This window comes from Microcoleus sp. BM001215392, assembly GCF_036700185.1.
Lineage (GTDB): Bacteria > Cyanobacteriota > Cyanobacteriia > Cyanobacteriales > Microcoleaceae > Microcoleus.
This window is the reverse complement of record NZ_JAUBOJ010000092.1, coordinates 1-17,344: the sequence shown is the minus strand read 5'-3', so window position 1 is coordinate 17,344 and position 17,344 is coordinate 1. Positions and strand designations below refer to the sequence as shown.

The following is a 17,344-nucleotide window of genomic DNA, read 5'->3' as shown; positions in this document are numbered from 1 at the left end:
GTTTGCGACATCCGACGACAAAGTTGTAGCGACTTCAGCATTATTCAAACTTTCCCCAATTAGCTGGGTTTGGCTTGCGGGTAAATTTGTGGAATTTTGGACTAAACTTTGGTTTGCGACATCCGACGACAAAGTTGTAGCGACTTCAGCATTATTCAAACTTTCCTCAGTTGGCGGGTGCGAAATAGATGATTTAGACTGAGAATCCGCCACTCTTGGCAAAAACCGACTTTCAATCAAAGATAAATAATCAACTGCTTTAGCAAACTCCAGCTTCGGGAAAAAAGGCGACAATTTCCAGCGTTTCGCCACCTCTAGCATATCGCGAGTCGGGCCACCGCCGTGGTCGCCAACTCCCGGCAACCAAAGAGCATCCAGTAAATTAGTTTTAACTTGCCAGTCAAAAGCGTGACTTGCCATTTTTACAGATTCTACACTTTCGCCGATCGCACCAGACATCATACTAAATATTTTAGTACCGTCCAACCCTTCCCAGCAAAACGCCCCGTAGGGAAATTGGGTCGTATCATTCCAGCGCAACTTCTGCGTCACGAAATAATCAACTCCACCTTGCCGCAAAATCTGAGGTAATTGCCACCCAAAACCAAAAGTATCCGGTAGCCAAGCCACCCGCATCAATTCCCCAAACTTTTCTTTCGCATAACGCTGTCCGTAAAAAACTTGCCGCACCATTGACTCAGCCGAAATCAAGTTTAAATCCGGTTCAACCCACATCCCGCCGACAACTTCCCAACAACCCGCAGCTACCTGTTTTTGAATCGCAGCAAATAAATCCGGGCGGTGTGCTTCCATCCAAGCATAAAGCGCTGGAGTTGAATGACAGAAAATCAAATCGGGAAACTCGGATTGCAATTTCAATACCGACTCAAAAGTTCGCTCTGCTGCTTCCCAAGTTTCCGGTACCGGCCACAGCCAAGCTAAGTCTAAATGAGCATGACCTACCAAATAAATTTTACCTATATATATAGATGTCTGGCAAGTTTTCAGTGAGTCAGGTCTGGATTGGTAATTGCTGATTGGTAATTGCTGATTGGCCAGCCAGCGCCCTGCTTGATTGAGAAAAGCTATATCGCCAGTTTCCCCTATATATATAGATGTACCCTGGCGATTTTCGCCCACAACAGAAACAGCATCTGTGATTCCTTTCTCTGTGTTTTCTGCGCCCTCTGCGGTTAAATCATCTGCTCTGGAAAAATCTGCACGCTTCGGATTTTCCCCTATATATATAGATGTACCCTGGCGATTTTCGCCCACAACAGAAACAACCTCTGTGATTTCTTTCTCTGTGTTTTCTGCGCCCTCTGCGGTTAAATCATCTGCTCTGGAAAAATCTGCACGCTTCGGATTTTCCCCTATATATATAGATGTACCCTGGCGATTTTCGCCCACAACAGAAACAACCTCTGTGATTTCTTTCTCTGTGTTTTCTGCGCCCTCTGCGGTTAAATCATCTGCTCCCGAAAAAGCTTGCAGACATCCCAGTAAATTGTGCCGCAAAACAGACAAAGAGCGATCGAACTTTTGTCGGTTTGGCAAAGCAGACCAATCAATCGAACCCAGCGCCAAATCAATCTCAGATTTGAGGACTTCGCCCTTGACAAACATGGGACGACTTGCTAAAGTTATTTTGGCAAAACCTGATAACTTTTGAAATTTTAAATTTTTAGCGATCGCCCGTTGCAAAATCTCTAATTCGTCCGCCACAAAACCAGGGTCGAAACAAGTAGAGTCAGCAGCTTCGTACAAAAAAATCGATCGCACTAAAGCACCGCTATCGTGGCCCGGACTTACCAAGCGCAACAAAACTAAAAATTCATCTCCCGGATGCACCGACGAACTCAACAAAACTCGATCGGCACAATCGAATAAATCACCTTGTCCAACTAACTCACCGTTAACAAAAATCGCAGCATCTTCGGCCCACCAAGTCAATCCCAACAGCAACCGCAAACCAACCACCGGATAGCCGTGTAAATTGTCGGGAATCACAAATTTCTGCTCCAAAAAAACAACTTGCTTCCCAGACGGCCAAGCAATATGTCCTTTCCCGTTAAGTTCCGCAACCTTTGTGTTAGAAATACCTACCAATCCCCCATCAGCCGGCTCGCCCTCGCAATACTTCCAACCAGACTGAACCTCCACTTGGCCCAGGCGGCGCAACTTCTCTACAACTTCAGAAATATTATTGCTAGCAGGTGGCACAGAAGCGTTCATTTTTAGCTAAAATAGGACTTGCGTAGGAATCGGGATCGGGATTGAACCGCGAAGACGCAAAGGACGCGAAGAAATAAAGGTTTCAAAATTTTTGAAACTGCGATTAATATCCTGGTTTGATTTTACTGCAAAATTCAGCAATTCCGGCGCGAATCTAAAATCCTGAATTCAATAATTAAACTTATGTCAAACGGCTACTACGGCCCATACCAAAGCCGATTATTAAATTTTATATCCAAACAGTCCCGCCAAGTCGCCGATAATTGCGATCGCACTTGGCGACAAATCAAACAAGCCACCCTCAGCACCACCCAAATTCTACTTTATCCAGCTTACTTGTTGGTGCAAAGTTCGCGAATGTTGAGCAGACAGTTGCGGGAATCGAGTCAAAAAATAGATTTACCGGAACTTCAAGAATTTGTCGGCGAAAATCCCGATTTGTCGGAAAATTGGTATCTGCGGCCGGGTTCGGAGGAAAGTTCGATCGACCAAATCTTAAACCTGGCCGAAAATTTGCTAAACTCGTCGCAAGCGGCCACAACAGCAGCTTGCTTCCCCCAGTTAATCCAGGAAAATACCGCAGCCACCTCGAAAGCAGCCAGCGACTTACACCCGGCAATCAATCTTAGCCTCCAAGCCGCCAAAAATCAAACAACTTCCGCCCTCAAATACCCGCTGGCTAAAACTAAACTAACCAGCCCACCAAAAGTTCAGGGAATCGCCAGTTTTATCCCCGCCCGCACTTTAGTATTGGTGGGAGGTGAAAATCGGATTTTAGATATTTTGACACCCCAACAGCAAGAATTGCTGGAAAGTCGCATAACCTGGGAAGTCGCTAACTGCGGGCCAGAACGGCGCGAAATAACTCAAAAAGAATTAAAATTTAATCTTGGTTTAGAATCTGCCGCCAAAAAAGCTCAGCTTCCACCCATGCGACGTTTTTGGGAATTGATGGCTTGGCTTCAGACGAGTCCGGTTGCTCTCAAAAGAAATCAGTTTGGAGAATCAATCCTGGCAGTGAAATCTGCGATCGACCGCAATGCCATCTTACTTCAAAAAGCCAGCGCTCCGATCGCTCCAGCCAACAACGCACCGCAGTCAATTCCAGCATTAAAGGCAACCGACAGCCCTAGCCCAGAACTAGCAAATAATTTTAACAGCAAATTCGATCGCTCCGGCAATCCGCTCTCATTTGTTACCTTACTCGATCGTGCAGCCGTCAACCTCGAAGAATTTACCCTCCCCCCCGCCACCCAAACTGCCACCACCAACCCACAAGTAACAAATAACACATCCAGCTCCGAAAATAATTTAGGCCTTTCCGCCCGCGAAATCCTCGAAAAATATGCTCAAAACATCGAAAAAATGATTTGGTCGTCAGTAGACAACCTGCTGGGCAAAGAAACCGCAGCCAGTAATAACACGGAGAAAGCCGTGTCTATTCAGTATTATTTGAAACAGCGCGAGCGAGAAAAAGCCGAAAAATCTTCAGAAGTCGATCGACCGTGGCTGAAGTGGGAAGACTTGTTCGGGGAACCAGCACCGCAGCAGTTAATCGCAGCAAGTACCGCAGCAGAAGCTCAAAGCGACACATCGCAAAGCATTCCTAAAGTCAAGCAAGAAAAAGCAGAATCTTCAGAAAGTCGATCGACCGCTATCCCAACATCCCCCTACCCAGAAGCAATACACCGCCTGCTGGCGCAGCTCAAACAAAGCCTGCTGGCGACCAAAGTCCCAAAAAATCAACCGGAAACAACAGCAAATTTAGCAGTCACCCCCGAAAACAGCTCCCCACTCGCAACAGCACCGACCCCAGGGCACGAAACCCAAGTGTCAAAACACACAAACCTCAACACCTCACCAACCAACCAATTAAAGGCAGCCATCAGCCAACAAACCGGCCAGTACAGCCCAGCCACAACCGCAGCACAAGCAAAAAATCAGAGCGCAGCCGCCCCAGCCGAAGACGAATACTTAGAAACAAAAGCCGAATCCATGGGATACATTAAGCACCCCCTAGAACAAGTGCTCGAATGGTTGGATCTACTCATGCTACGCATCGAAAAAATCGCCGAGCAAATCTGGAATTGGGCAAAAAATCACTTGCCAAAAATCATCAACAGCAAAGATAAAATTGACTAATCTTTAGCTTATGATAAAAAAGCTGCGGCAACAGCAGCAAATCAGCTCAGTATTATGCCATCTTTGGAGACTCCCTAGCGTGCTAACCCTCAAAATCGTAGTTAATGTAGTTGTCCTATTTTTTGTTTCCCTGTTCATATTTGGATTTTTGTCCAATGACCCAGCCCGGAACCCCAACCGCAGAGACATGGAATAAACAAACTATATCGACGGTGAGCCCGGGGTGCCGCACAGCACCCCCGGAATTAGACTCTCAATCAGCAAAAATGACTTGAACTAACTTGACCTCGCACCGCCAGCGAGGTTATCTTATGGCAAAAGAAACCCCGCTGTCAGAAAAATATACGCATTGAGAGCGAAACATCTAAAAAACAACCAAGTTTCTGACGGTGAGTGCGTAAATTTGATGTCCGCGCACCCAAAGATTTCCGGTTAACCTGGAAACGCTCCCTGTTAAATGCAAAAATTTCGACGATAAATTGCCCGCTATAAAAAACCCTAAAATCTAAAATCTAAAATCGGATGACTCACCTTTTGTAACTATGCCCTATCCGGTACCGCCGCCCGAACCATCTGCCGTCATCTACATCGCAAAGCCAAAGAAAGCAGCCCTGACTGTGGCGAAAAGCGACTCAGACACCCGCAGCCCCGCCTCAGAAATACCGGAACCAAGCCCAGAAATCCTTGAAACCCAACCGCAAACCGGGGCCGCACTCCTCGGTACTACCCCAGTTGCAGAGCAACCTCCAGCAATCCCCGAACCCCTAGCCTCCGCAGACAGCGCCCTAGGGGGATTTGAGCGTCAGCCAACAGCCGCAACGCCCCCAGCTCAAAAAGATGCCTCATTTACTGCTTATCCCTTAGCACCAGCAGAAACTGCTGTTTCGGGCCCAAATCAACAACCGACCCCAGAAGCTCTCAGAACCGAGGAGAAACCGCAGCAAAGGACTCTTGTCGGCCCACAGGAAAGCGGGTATCAGGCAAAAGGCAGGCAATTAGAAGATAGCGCTCCTGTAGCTCCAGATATTCCCGAACCAGAAACGCCTCCGGTGCGGGATCAGCAGCCCCAGTTCGAGATTCCCACACCAGGTACCGCCCCCCAACCTGGAACGCCCTCAGTACCGAAGGTACCCCCGGCACCGAAACCCAAGCCTAAACCAGGCACGCCGCCAGGGGTGCGCACTGCTCCATCTCAGCGGATGGTGCCTTTTCCGGTAAACCCGGCAGATACCATCGAAATTAAAGCCGACAGCCAAGAATTTGACGACAAGCAGCAAATTGTCACCGCGGTGGGTAGGGTGATTGTGCGCTTCCGCCAAACCGTGATTGATGCCGATCGCGCGATCGTCAACTTAGTCACCCGCCAAGTGATAGCATCCGGTAATGTCGCCTATACCCGCGGGCAGCAAGTAATCCGGGGCACGCAGATGGAATTCAATCTCGGCCTCAACTCCGGCGCCGTAGAACAAGCCAGCGGCGAACTTTTTCTCCCCGCAGCAGGGAGCGAATTAACCCCCACACTCCCCACAGATATCAGTGCTGGCACCATTCTCGAACAGCCCCTGAGCGATCGAATTACCAGCCAACAGCCCGTGCGCGGAGTCAAATCCTCCGGAACCGCAAATATTACCGTCGGCGGTGGCGGACAGTTAGCAGCCCCCCAAGTTATCGGCGCCGTCAACCGCGTCCGTTTTGAAGCCGAACGCCTCGAACTCCTACCAGACGGCACCCGAGTAGCAACCAACATTCGGATTACCAACGACCCCTTTTCCCCGCCAGAACTCGAATACAGGGCCCGCAGAGCCACGATTAGAAGAATTTCACCCACAGCCGAGGAATTAGTCACAAATTCCCCTCGCTTGGTGTTTGACAACCGCGTCAAAATACCCGTCTATCCCCGCAGGCAAGTTTTCGACAGCAAACAGAAGAACGGCCCCTGTTTGAATTTTGGCTACGACGGCGGCGACAGGGGCGGTTTGTTCGCCGAGTGCGGTTTTGAAGTATTGCAAAACGGGCCGGTGCGGCTGACTCTGACGCCCCAAATTTACCTCCAGCGGGCTGTGGAAAAGCACGGCGGCAATCCGTTTTTCCCCGACAGCTACGGGCTCAAAGCCCGGTTGGGCGCTACTCTGGGCCCGCGGACTAACCTAGAAGGCTCGGCAGTATTTCTGACTTTTGACAATTTCCCGAATTTGCCGGAAAACACCTTTCGGGGCAATTTGCGCCTGCGCCAGTCGATCGGCACTCACTCTCTAGCTGCAGAATATAGTTATCGCGATCGGCTCTTCAACGGTTCTCTCGGCGAGCAAACCGTGCAGAGCAGTCTCGGAGCCGTGCTGACTTCCCCAGAGATGCAAATCGGAAGAACAGGCATCAATTTCAGTTACCAAGCAGGGTATCAATTTATCAATGCTGACACCGATCGACCAGACTTGCTCGAACCAGTGCGCGAAAACAACCGCATCGACTTAAGTCGCGCCCAAGCCAGCATCGCCTTAAGCCGCGGCTTCAACCTCTGGCAAGGTCAACCGCTGCCCCGCACTCCCACCCAAGGTTTGAAGTACACGCGCAACCCGGTGGTTCCTTTCTTGCAACTGGCCTTGGGAGTCCGAGGAGTTGGCTCTTATTACAGCAGCGGCGACAGACAAAATTCGATCGCCAGCAGCATCGGGCTTCAAGGGCAGTTCGGTCATTTTTCCCGCCCTTTCCTAGACTACACTGGATTTAACGTGACTTACACCCAAGTGTCGCGGGACGGGATATCGCCTTATTTGTTCGATCGGCTGGTAGATTTAAAAGTCCTTTCTTTTGGACTCGTCCAGCAAGTTTACGGAGGCTTTCGAGTCGGGTTTCAAAGTGCTATTAATTTAGAGAGCAAAGAAACAATCAGTACCAACTACACTTTGGAATACAGCCGCCGCAGCTACGCAATTATTTTGCGTTTTAATCCTGAGCGTCAAGTCGGCAGCCTGACATTTAGAATTAGCGACTTTAACTGGAACGGCACGCCCCAACCTTTTTCTGGGGACGTGCGAACAGTAGAAGGAGGCGTGCGTTTATCGGATTAATTGGTTATTCGTTATTGGTTATTGGGTTATTGGTTATTCGTTATTAGTTATTGGTTATTGGTAATAATGAAGCCCAAAAAATCAACAATTGTCAATTTTCCAGTTTTCAATTATCCAATTCTCAATTCCCAAGAAAGAAAAACTAACGTTCGCCTTGCCTCCTAGGCGACACCACTCCTAACAACGGACAACGGACAACGGACAACGGACAACTGACAACTGACAACTGACAACTGACAACTGACTAATTACCAATTCCCATGACAGAAGTGAGGGCAATATCCGCAGAAGCAGCGGCTCTGCTGGTTCACTACGGTTTTGACCTAGGTGGCAAAAAAGCAGAGAAATTGGCGGGTGAATGGCTGACAAAGTATCCCGGTCAGTGGCTGCGTTTAGCAGTAGTTGAAGCGCTTTATCAAGGGCGCTACAAGGCTGTTTCTGTGGCGCAGCTATTGAGTATGTGGCAGCGGATAGGCGAACCGCTTTATCATTTCAATCGCGAGTTTGAACGCTTGGTATGCAACAATTTCCCTCAAGATTTAACCTTTGAAAGTGAGATTCAACGACGGCAGGAAAAGATAATTTTACCGCCTCCAGAATCCAAAGTCAGTGTCGCAGAGTTAGATGTGGTGGGCCCGCCGGAGCCAAAAATCGTTAGCGAAGCCCGCCCCTACGGGGGCTGCGCCAACGAAGAGGATCGCCCGCCAGATCCAGCAGTGCCGAACCCAGAGGCGCAGGAAACAGAAAAATTGCCCCCAGCCGACGATCGCACCAAAGAAAATACAGAAGTTGTAGTATATGAAGATGTGGTTGTTACTGCCCTAGCCGATCGAGCTGAACCCGAGCCCGGCTTAGCAGACAAACCCTTAACCAAATCTTTCCCAGTTGCCAAACACACTGATTTTCACACCAAATTAAAAGCGGTGGCTCGAGAAGGCCGCAGAAAAAAGGGAGAAACCAGAAATCAGAAATAAGATGTCAAAAATTTTAGACGGCAGTAAAAACTCCCCAATTTATACCATTTATCTAAAATTGTGCAACACTAGAAGACCCCCCCTATAAAGGGGGGAAGAATACTGTTATTTCGTTTTAAATTGGTATTAGCTGTAGACCAAATCTCAAATAGAAAAATCAAAAAATCAAAAATCTATTGGCTGTTAACTTTTAGGGGCTGCTCCCATCCGAATTTCCGAACAAAAAGATGCTTGTTCGGTACCGTTAGCTTGCTTGACAACGCTAGTGCGCAGCCGCAGGTTGGGGATGAGATACCACAGCCTTTCTTCGGCATAAACCGTATCTGATTCTGTAATCAATGTCAGCACGTCGTCGCCGCCCATGACGTAGCGGGTGTTTCCCTTTGCTTGCAATACTTGACCTTCGCTGGGATTCTCGGTATTGGGTACGATCGCTAATATTGTAGAACCAATTTGTTTAGCAGCAGTGCGATCGGCAGTACCCTCCCAACTAATCCGAACGCCCTTTAGCCCTGTTGAGGTCGGGTTAATCGAGTGTTGTTCGCAAATTTTAACGACTGCTGCATCGCTAGCTGTCAGTATTTCTATTTTGAGGTCGGATTTACCTGCTTGCAATTCGCCCGACTTAAGATTGTGTACGGTACGTTGGGAAAACCATTTGCCTGCACTTAACTCAAAAAATTCGCTAACATCCATGAAATTTGTCTCTAAACCTAAATACTTCTTGATTTTCGATCGCGACTTGCACCCTCTGGAGTCAGAAACCCGGTTTCCTCCTGCGCACCTAGCGGTCAAACCAAAGATTTTAGCTATAAACCCGGTTTAAGAGTGCAAGTCCCATCATTTATTTTAAAGGAATGGGGCGCGCCTGCAAAGATTTCCGCGAGGTTTGGGCGAAGCAGATTGCAGGTGCGGTTGAGTTCCTTCACCCAACCGGCCCAACATTTGCCATTCGATGGCGCCGCCTGCTGGAGAGAAAATTAGAGCATTTTCTCACACAGTGTTGCCTTAAAAAAGGCTTGTTCCCACATCAAATAGGATTGCGACACATAATTTTTTTTAGCTTCCATACCCCAAAAAACAGCTAGGAGTGCCTGCTGGGTGATGGTGGAACTCCAAAATTTTCAGAAAAGTTGAACTTCCCAGATTTATCTGTGCAGTAAATGTAAAATGTAAAATCTCAAATCTACTGACCGTTTTGGTCGATCGACAATCATTACCAAAACATCAGCTATATTAAGAAAAGCAACGATATATGTCAGCTTTTGTCGATCGCTGCCTAGATTTAGCTTTGTTGAGTTAATGATATCGGCTGCTGTTTATAGAACTGGGGCTGTTTGAAAATACTCAAAGCAGACTCAGACAAAAAACCAGCCATTCATCAACCATCGGGCAAAACAGGTCAGCATCCCGCTAGCAAAATAGCATTCAAATATGTCATGCTAAGTAAGCGATAAAAGTTTCTCCATCTAGTTTTGAGCAAGGTGCAGCTAGCGATCGCATACATTTAAAAAAACATCCACAAATTTATGAGCGAGTTTACACAAGGGCTGGATAAAATGCAGCCTGCAGAACAAACGCACTGTTTGGGAATCCTGCCAAGTCAGCTAGCAGCAACTTCTGATTCCGAAAAATTATACAGCTTACTAACAGATTACAATTTTATCGAAGCCAAGCTGTCGGCATCAGGAGTACAAGCACTAATAGAAGATTACGATTTAGCAACAAGTCCAGATATTATCACCTCCGATCAAAAAGCCGACAAACTCAAATTAATCCAAGAAGCAATCCGGCTTTCTTCGCACATTATAGCCAAAGATCCAGCACAACTAGCAGCCCAACTAATTGCCCGGTTGATGCGCTTTGAAATCCCAGAAATTCAAGCACTGCTAGCACAAGCAAGACAGCAGAAAAAACCGTGGCTGCGGCCGCTAACGCCCAGCTTTACCCCTCCGGGCGGAAGATTGCTGCGCACCCTCACCGGACATACAGATTGGGTGCAAGCAGTAGCAATCACCCCCGACGGCAAACGAGCAATTTCTGCCTCATCCGACCACACTCTTAAAGTTTGGCACTTAGAAACAGGAGAAGAACTTGCCACCCTCAAAGGTCATCTTACCTATGTCAACGCTGTAGCCATTACCCCCGACGGGACTAAAGTAATTTCTGGCTCTTGGGACAATACTATTAAAATTTGGGATTTAGCAAATGGAACAGAAATATTGACATTTGCAGGCGATACTTTTGCTGTAGAAGCAGTAGCGGTTACTCCCGACGGCAAGCGAGTAATTTCCGGTTCCTGGGACGGCAGCATAAAAGTTTGGAATTTAGCAACAGGGGCAGTGATTTTTAACCTAAAAGGTCACAGCAGCTTTGTGCAGTCCGTAGCAGTAACTCCCGACAGCAAACGGTTGATTTCCGGGTCAGGAGACAACAGCATTAAAGTCTGGAACCTAGAAACAGGAAAAGAACTTTTTACCCTCACAGATCACGCAGATTGGGTAAAATCTGTAGCAGTAACTCCCGACGGCGAACAAATAATTTCCGGCAGTTATGACGGCACAGTCAAAGTTTGGAGTTTGAGTCGGAGAGAAAAACTTTTCACTTTAGGAATTCACAACAGCTTCGTCCAAGCTGTGGCGGTCACTCCTGACGGAAAACGGGTAATTTCGGCAGCGGGCGACAAAACGCTAAAAGTTTGGAATCTGGAAACAAAAACAGAACTTTTCACTTTTACAAATCATATCGCCCCAGTAAATGCTGTAGCTGTTACCCCGGACGGCAAGCGCATAGTTTCAGGTTCGTCTGACAAAACTCTCAAAGTTTGGCACTTAGAAATAGGTCAAGAAAATTTATCATCTGCCGGTCACGATGACTGGGTAAATGCTGTAGCAGTGACGGCCGACGGTACGAAAGCGATTTCCGGTTCTGGAGACAATAGCATTAAAGTCTGGAATCTGGCAAATGGAGAGGAACTTTTTTCAATTTTTGGTCATAAAGATTGGGTGAAAGCAATAGCTGTTACCCCGGACAGCAAGAGAATAGTTTCAGGTTCCGGTGACAAAACTGTTAAAGTTTGGAATATCGAAACCGGACAGGAAATCTTTACTTTCACAGGTCATACAGATTGGGTAAATTCTGTTACTGTTACCCCAGACGGCAGGCTGGCGATTTCTGGTTCGGGAGACAAAACAATTAAAGTTTGGGATTTAGAAACAGGAGAGGAAGTTTTTACATTTATCGGTCACACCGACGGGATAAAAGCTGTGGCAGTTACACCGGATGGGAAGCGGATTATTTCGGCTGCGGGTGACAAAAGCATAAAAGTTTGGAGTTTGGGGAAAGAAAAGAATATTTGGGCAAATTTATGGAGTTTAGCCGTCAAAAATCAACTTTTTACCCTCAAAGACCGTGAGAGTTTTGTAAATGCTGTGGCAGTTACGGCGGACGGCAAATGGGCAATTTATGGTGGGCGGGAAACACCTATAAAAATTTTGAATTTGTCAGCTAGAAAAGAAGTTTTTACTTTAGCTGGTCATACCGATACGGTAACATCTGTGGCGACTGTAGGAAATAAGGTGATTTCAGCTTCGGATGACAATACTCTGAAAGTTTGGGATTTGTTGAGTCGAACAGTAGTTGCTAGTTTCAGGGGAGATAGTGCTTTGAAAGCTTGCGCTATTGCACCGGATGGGGTGACTATTGTGGCGGCGGAAGCTTCGGGACAAGTGCATTTTTTGAAGTTGGAAGAGTCAGCAGTCAGTAGTCAGTAGTCAGTAGTCAGTGGTTGCGATCGCACTTTTGGTAAACTTGAAAAGTGCGATCGGGCGATCGGGCTTTTCCCCAATCCAGTTTACAATTGTTCCGGGTCAATGCCCATCCTGGTTCCAACCGTAGAACAGGCGTCTGGCCTGTAAATTGCCGCGGTTGCTAAAACCAATCTCATGCAGCGTCAAAAGCAGGGCGGACACCGCCGCCCTAGCAAACTACTTCCGCTGCAACTGTACCCCACGAATAGAATAATCCAAAAGCTCGATCGGGTGCATCAAAGTAACTTGCTTTCCCTGCAACTCCAAATGCTTCTTAATTTGCAAAGAACAACCAGGATTAGAAGAAGCAATCAAATCCGCCCCAGTATTCACTAAATTCTCCACCTTCTGCACTCCCAACTCATCAGCCACATCCGGCTGAAGCATATTGTAAACCCCCGCACTCCCGCAACACAAAGCAGCATCCACAGGTTCTTTTAACTTCACACCTGGGATTTGCTGCAACAACTGACGCGGCTGCAAACTAATCTTTTGTCCGTGCAACAAATGACAAGCATCCTGATAAACAATAGTCAAATCTCCCTCAACCAAAGGATTGAGTTTCGCCGTAATTCCGGCACTTGCCAAAAACTCTTGGATATCCTTAACATGAGCCGCAAATGCTTCGGCTTTCTCCCGATATTCCGGATCGTCTGCTAAAATGTGACCGTATTCTTTCAAAGTGTGCCCGCACCCCGCAGCATTGATAATCACAAAATCAACGCCCGTATTTTCAAAGCTATCAATCATCTGTCTCGCCAAAGCTTTCGCTTGTTCGGCTTGTCCTTGATGTTCCGGTAAAGCAGCACAACATCCTTGACTTTTCGGAATCACAACCTCGCAACCGTTAGCCGTCAAAACTCGCACTGTAGCCTCATTAACTGGCGAGAATAACAACCGCTGCACGCAGCCTAAAATCACCCCGACTCGATAGCGTTTTTCCCCTTGTGCGGGAATGACTTCGGGTAAATTATCCCGGAAAGAATCGACAGTAACTTCCGGCAAAATTGATTCCATCGCCGCCAAGCGGGGAAATACTTTTTTCAGCAAACCTGTTTGGCGAATTAGTTTTGGCAGGCCTAATTTTTGATAAATAAACAGCGGTACTAGCAAAGGCCGCAATCTGTGAGGATAAGGAAATAGATTAAAAATTAAAGTGCGAATTACATTGTCAGAAAAAGTGCGTTTTTGATTTCGGGTAACTTGGTGGCGAGTTGCCGAAATTAACTTGTCGTATTGAACTCCCGACGGACAAGTTGTCACGCAGGCCAAACAGCCCAAACAAGTATCAAAATGCTGCGAAGTTGCTTCATTTAAAGGTGCGTCGCCTTCATTGATTGCATCCATTAAATAAATGCGACCTCGGGGCGAATCCATTTCTTTTCCGAGTACCCGATAACTCGGACAAGTTGACAAGCAAAAACCGCAGTGTACGCAAGAATCGATTAATTTTGGATCGGGCGGATTGTTGGCGTCAAAACCTGGGATTTCAAGCGTTTGTAAGTGGGGATTTTGGGCGAGGAAATTGCTTTCTTTCGCGGGTCTTAAATCGTCGTTGGGAATTTGAGATGTTTCTGATGTTTGCATATATGGTAGAAAGAAGTTCGGCAACGGATTATTTAACGGATTTAACGGATAGAATTCCGTCAAGCGAACACACAGACTCTTCTCTTCTCTTCTCTTCTCTTCTCTTCTCCTCTCTTCCTTCGCGCTCTTTGCGCCTTCGCGGTTCGTCAAAAAACAATCAGGTTCACAAAATACTTATAAAGGGATTCAAGAAGGACTGAAGTCCTCACTACGAACCTTTTAAGATAAAGCGATTTGGACTTAAAATATTTTCCGGGTCAAACTCTTGTTTGATGCGGCGCATTAGATCGATCGCACTTCCAGTATAGCCCCAAACATCTAATCCTTGCTTGATGTGGGCTGGCGCAGCCAAAACCGTCAGAAAACCGCCTTTAGCTTCGCACCCTTTGCGTACCTGCAATAGCGTATCCGCCGTCGCAGTCTCAAACCGTAAAACTCCCAAACCTGTGCCCGCATGAATCAAAGCGTCCTGTACCGGCAACTCGTTAATTGCCTTGACTGCTGCCGACGGTCTGATACCTATTTTACAAATAATTGTGGAATTATTGGCAGAATTCCAGGCTGTTTCTGGCAATCTTTGCCATAATTGATGCTCATCATTTTCGCCGCAGCTAGTGCCTTGCAAGCCCAACTTTTCGCCAACTTCCAACAAGCGGGCTGATTGTTGTTTAACGCTTTCGGCGATGCTTTGAAATCTCACAACCAATCCCGAACCTTTACCCAAACTCAGTTTTTCTACTAACTGCGGTGACAGTAAATCAACGGCTGTCGGTGTCAAAGCAGAAGATAATAAGATTTGAGCAGCTTCGGCTAAAGCATTGGTTTCTCCTGTCAGTATGACAGTTCCCGACGATTCGGGCAGCGGATAAACTCGGAATGTTACTTGACTGATGACGCCCAATGTGCCGTAGGAGCCGGTAAACAGTTTCATCAAGTCGTAACCGGCGACATTTTTCACAACTCGACCTCCGGCTACAGCAATTTTACCGTCCGATCGCACAAAGCTAATTCCCAACAACAAATCGCGCACGCCCCGATAGCGGTGTCGCAGCGAACCCGTGTCAGCAGCAGCGACAATTCCGCCCAAAGTTGCCTGTTGCGGATATGCTGGATCGATCGGCAAAAATTGACCTGATGCCCCTAAAATTTCCTGCAAATCGGCAAACTTCATGCCCGCCTCCGCAGTCACGGTTAAATCGCCCACAGCGTGTTCTACCAGACGATTCAGGCGCGCCGTGCTCACAGCCACAATCCCCCTTGCATCAGGAGCTCCCCCTAAATCCCCCTCCCGGGGGACTTTGACAACATCTTGCTCCCCCCTTAAGAAGGGGGGCTGGGGGGAATCCGGGTCAAATTTAACTAAACCGCCCCAGTCGAGTTTGCTGCCGCTCCCTGCCGGCAACAGTGCCCAACGATTTCGCCCTGCACAAGCAATGACTGCCGCGAGTTCTTCCTGAGTATTGGGGTAAACTGTACAGGCTATTGAAGTGCCTGGGGCAACTGCTTTTTCTACCCGTTCTTGCCAAAAAGCCTCTATATCTTGCCGCAGACAGATGCCAGAACTGCCGACAATACCCTCTAATTCTTGTGTGCTAACGTAAGTTTCGGTAGAAAAAGATTTCATGAAGGTTATCAGACGCCCGGTAAAAAAAATAATCAAAACACTGCCTCAAACCATTAAATATTAATACGGGCCGATATTCTAAACATGAACAAACAAATGTCTCAAAACCGACTTTCAGTAGGAATTGCTGGTCTCAACGAAGTGATTGGCGGCGGGCTGGTTCCTCAGCGCTCTTATCTGGTACGCGGCGGCCCCGGTACTGGGAAGACTACCCTGGGCTTTCACTTTTTGGCAGCAGGTATTGCTTTGGGTGAAACGCCCCTGTTCATTACTTTGGGAGAACCGGAAGCGCAATTGCGCGCCAATGCTGAATCTCTAGGTTTTGACATCGAGGCGATGGCTTTCCTCGATTTGAGCCCCTCCTCAGAATTTTTTACCCAAGTTCAAACCTATGACATTTTCTCGCCGTCTGAAGTTGAGCGAGAACCCACTACACAAAAGATTATCGATCGAGTCCAAGCTGTCAAGCCGAATCGGGTGTTTTTGGACGCAATTACTCAATTTCGCTACTTAGCTGCGGATGAGTTTCAGTTTCGCAAGCAAGTTCTGTCTTTTCTGCGGTTTTTGGTGGAAGGGGGGGCGACGGTGGTGTTCACCTCGGAAGGGACATCAAGTGCTCCCGACGACGATTTGCAATTCATCAGCGATGGCGTAATTTACTTGGAATTGCGGCCTGAAGGGCGCACTCTGTCTGTCACCAAGCTGCGCGGTTCCAACTTCCGCGACGGCCGCCATTCGCTGCGCCTGACTCAGGCTGGGATGGAGGTATTTCCGCGCCTGCTTCCCGACAACTACCAACAGCATTTTGTCGCTGAACCGATTTCTGCTGGGGTTCCAGAAATGGATGAACTGCTGCACGGGGGGCTGGAACGGGGGACTGTCACGGTGATTACTGGGCCTAGCGGCGTGGGTAAGACGACGGTGGGGATTCAGTTTATGAAGGAGGCTGCTGGAAGAGGGGAGCGATCGGTAGTTTACATTTTTGAGGAGTCAATTTCTACTCTGCTGCGCCGCTGCGAATCGGTCAATATCCCGGTTGGGGCGATGATGGCGCAGGGAAGTCTTTCGGTGATACCTGTGGAACCTTTGCTGTATTCGCCGGATCAGTTTGCCAGTATGGTACGCCAAGAGGTGGAACAGGAAAAGACGCGGATTGTGATGATTGACAGTATTTCTGGCTATCAGCTTTCGATGCGCGGGCAAGATTTGGTGAACAATTTGCACGCTTTGTGCAAGTATCTCAAAAATATGGGAGTCACCGTGATCTTGATTAATGAGGTAGAAGCCATTAGCGGAAATTTTCGGCTGACCGAGATCGGAATTAGCTATTTGGCTGATAATCTGATGTTTATCCGCTATGTGGAACGCCAATTGCATAATAGAACAGAAATCCGCAAGGCGATCGGCGTAATTAAAAAACGAGTCAGCAATTTCGAGAAAACTCTGCGAGAACTCGACATTACTCGCTACGGCATCAAAGTCAGCAAACCGATAGGGGGGCTGCGCGGCATTTTGAGTGGGGCGCCGGTGTGGCCTGAGGGCCGAGCGGATGAAGATTAAATCGGGGTTGGCTGTGCTGTTTGTGGCGAATTCGGGCTAATTTTGGAGTCGTGAATCTACTAATTAGTAGCGCGCGCCGTGCCACCAATAGTGCGTGTACCGCACCGCCGCGGAGCAGCCTCAGTCTTGAAAAAGTTAAATATAGCAGATTCCATGTTTGTGAAGTACACCCCGAGCTCTCTTCGAGTACCGGTTAGACACGGCAGTCTCCAAGCAGTAACAACTTAAGCTGTAAGTCCCGCAAATCCTCCCGCTTACCCGCCAGTCCTAAGCGGGGTTAAAACCCCTGTCTAATAGACAAGAGTGCAAAAATCATAGAAGGGCGTAGCATTTGGACATAAAATC

At 47.7% G+C, this 17,344-nt stretch carries 9 protein-coding genes and 1 pseudogene; 6 read left to right on the top strand and 4 right to left on the bottom strand.

Going from position 1 to position 17,344, the window contains the following annotated elements; translation table 11 throughout:
• Nucleotides 1-2,235: pseudogene (locus QT974_RS12680) on the bottom strand (alpha-mannosidase); the annotation flags it as partial.
• Between the two features lie 183 nt (nucleotides 2,236-2,418).
• Between QT974_RS12680 and QT974_RS12675 the strand changes: the two are divergent.
• From QT974_RS12675 to QT974_RS12660, 4 genes are all read left to right on the top strand, one after another.
• A complete protein-coding gene (locus QT974_RS12675) occupies nucleotides 2,419-4,377 on the top strand; it encodes a hypothetical protein (RefSeq protein ID WP_333468834.1) in 1,959 nt (652 codons plus the stop codon).
• Nucleotides 4,378-4,456: 79 nt separating this feature from the next.
• Nucleotides 4,457-4,573 (top strand): photosystem II reaction center protein I, encoded by a 117-nt coding sequence (locus tag QT974_RS12670; RefSeq protein ID WP_039887172.1) that lies wholly within the window; start codon nucleotides 4,457-4,459, stop codon nucleotides 4,571-4,573.
• A 346-nt stretch (nucleotides 4,574-4,919) separates the two neighbouring features.
• Complete coding sequence (locus tag QT974_RS12665; RefSeq protein WP_333468833.1) at nucleotides 4,920-7,445, top strand: DUF3769 domain-containing protein; 2,526 nt, start codon at nucleotides 4,920-4,922, stop codon at nucleotides 7,443-7,445.
• Between the two features lie 260 nt (nucleotides 7,446-7,705).
• Entirely contained in the window at nucleotides 7,706-8,419 is a 714-nt protein-coding gene (locus QT974_RS12660) for a hypothetical protein (RefSeq protein ID WP_333468832.1), read from the top strand.
• Between the two features lie 183 nt (nucleotides 8,420-8,602).
• On the opposite strand, the gene QT974_RS12655 is transcribed toward QT974_RS12660, so the two are convergent.
• Nucleotides 8,603-9,115 (bottom strand): phycobiliprotein lyase, encoded by a 513-nt coding sequence (locus QT974_RS12655; protein WP_333468831.1) that lies wholly within the window; start codon nucleotides 9,113-9,115, stop codon nucleotides 8,603-8,605.
• A gap of 833 nt (nucleotides 9,116-9,948) precedes the next feature.
• On the opposite strand from QT974_RS12655, the gene QT974_RS12650 reads away from it, so the two are divergent.
• Nucleotides 9,949-12,192, top strand: coding sequence for a hypothetical protein (locus QT974_RS12650; RefSeq protein ID WP_333468830.1), 2,244 nt, complete (start codon nucleotides 9,949-9,951; stop codon nucleotides 12,190-12,192).
• A 213-nt stretch (nucleotides 12,193-12,405) separates the two neighbouring features.
• On the opposite strand, the gene QT974_RS12645 is transcribed toward QT974_RS12650, so the two are convergent.
• Complete coding sequence (locus QT974_RS12645) at nucleotides 12,406-13,815, bottom strand: (Fe-S)-binding protein (protein ID WP_333468829.1); 1,410 nt, start codon at nucleotides 13,813-13,815, stop codon at nucleotides 12,406-12,408.
• 208 nt (nucleotides 13,816-14,023) lie between these two features.
• On the bottom strand, nucleotides 14,024-15,439 hold the full coding sequence (locus QT974_RS12640; protein ID WP_333468828.1) for an FAD-binding oxidoreductase: 1,416 nt from the start codon (nucleotides 15,437-15,439) through the stop codon (nucleotides 14,024-14,026).
• A 96-nt stretch (nucleotides 15,440-15,535) separates the two neighbouring features.
• On the opposite strand from QT974_RS12640, the gene QT974_RS12635 reads away from it, so the two are divergent.
• Nucleotides 15,536-16,999: an ATPase domain-containing protein gene (locus tag QT974_RS12635; RefSeq protein ID WP_333468827.1), complete on the top strand. Its 1,464-nt coding sequence runs from the start codon at nucleotides 15,536-15,538 to the stop codon at nucleotides 16,997-16,999.
• Nucleotides 17,000-17,344: the final 345 nt, after the last annotated feature.

Coding starts and splice junctions, on each gene's coding strand:
- QT974_RS12675 (WP_333468834.1), top strand. CDS start 2,419: ATGTCAAACGGCTACTACGGCCCATACCAAAGCCGATTATTAAATTTT.
- QT974_RS12665 (WP_333468833.1), top strand. CDS start 4,920: ATGCCCTATCCGGTACCGCCGCCCGAACCATCTGCCGTCATCTACATC.
- QT974_RS12660 (WP_333468832.1), top strand. CDS start 7,706: ATGACAGAAGTGAGGGCAATATCCGCAGAAGCAGCGGCTCTGCTGGTT.
- QT974_RS12655 (WP_333468831.1), bottom strand. CDS start 9,115: ATGGATGTTAGCGAATTTTTTGAGTTAAGTGCAGGCAAATGGTTTTCC.
- QT974_RS12650 (WP_333468830.1), top strand. CDS start 9,949: ATGAGCGAGTTTACACAAGGGCTGGATAAAATGCAGCCTGCAGAACAA.
- QT974_RS12645 (WP_333468829.1), bottom strand. CDS start 13,815: ATGCAAACATCAGAAACATCTCAAATTCCCAACGACGATTTAAGACCC.
- QT974_RS12640 (WP_333468828.1), bottom strand. CDS start 15,439: ATGAAATCTTTTTCTACCGAAACTTACGTTAGCACACAAGAATTAGAG.
- QT974_RS12635 (WP_333468827.1), top strand. CDS start 15,536: ATGTCTCAAAACCGACTTTCAGTAGGAATTGCTGGTCTCAACGAAGTG.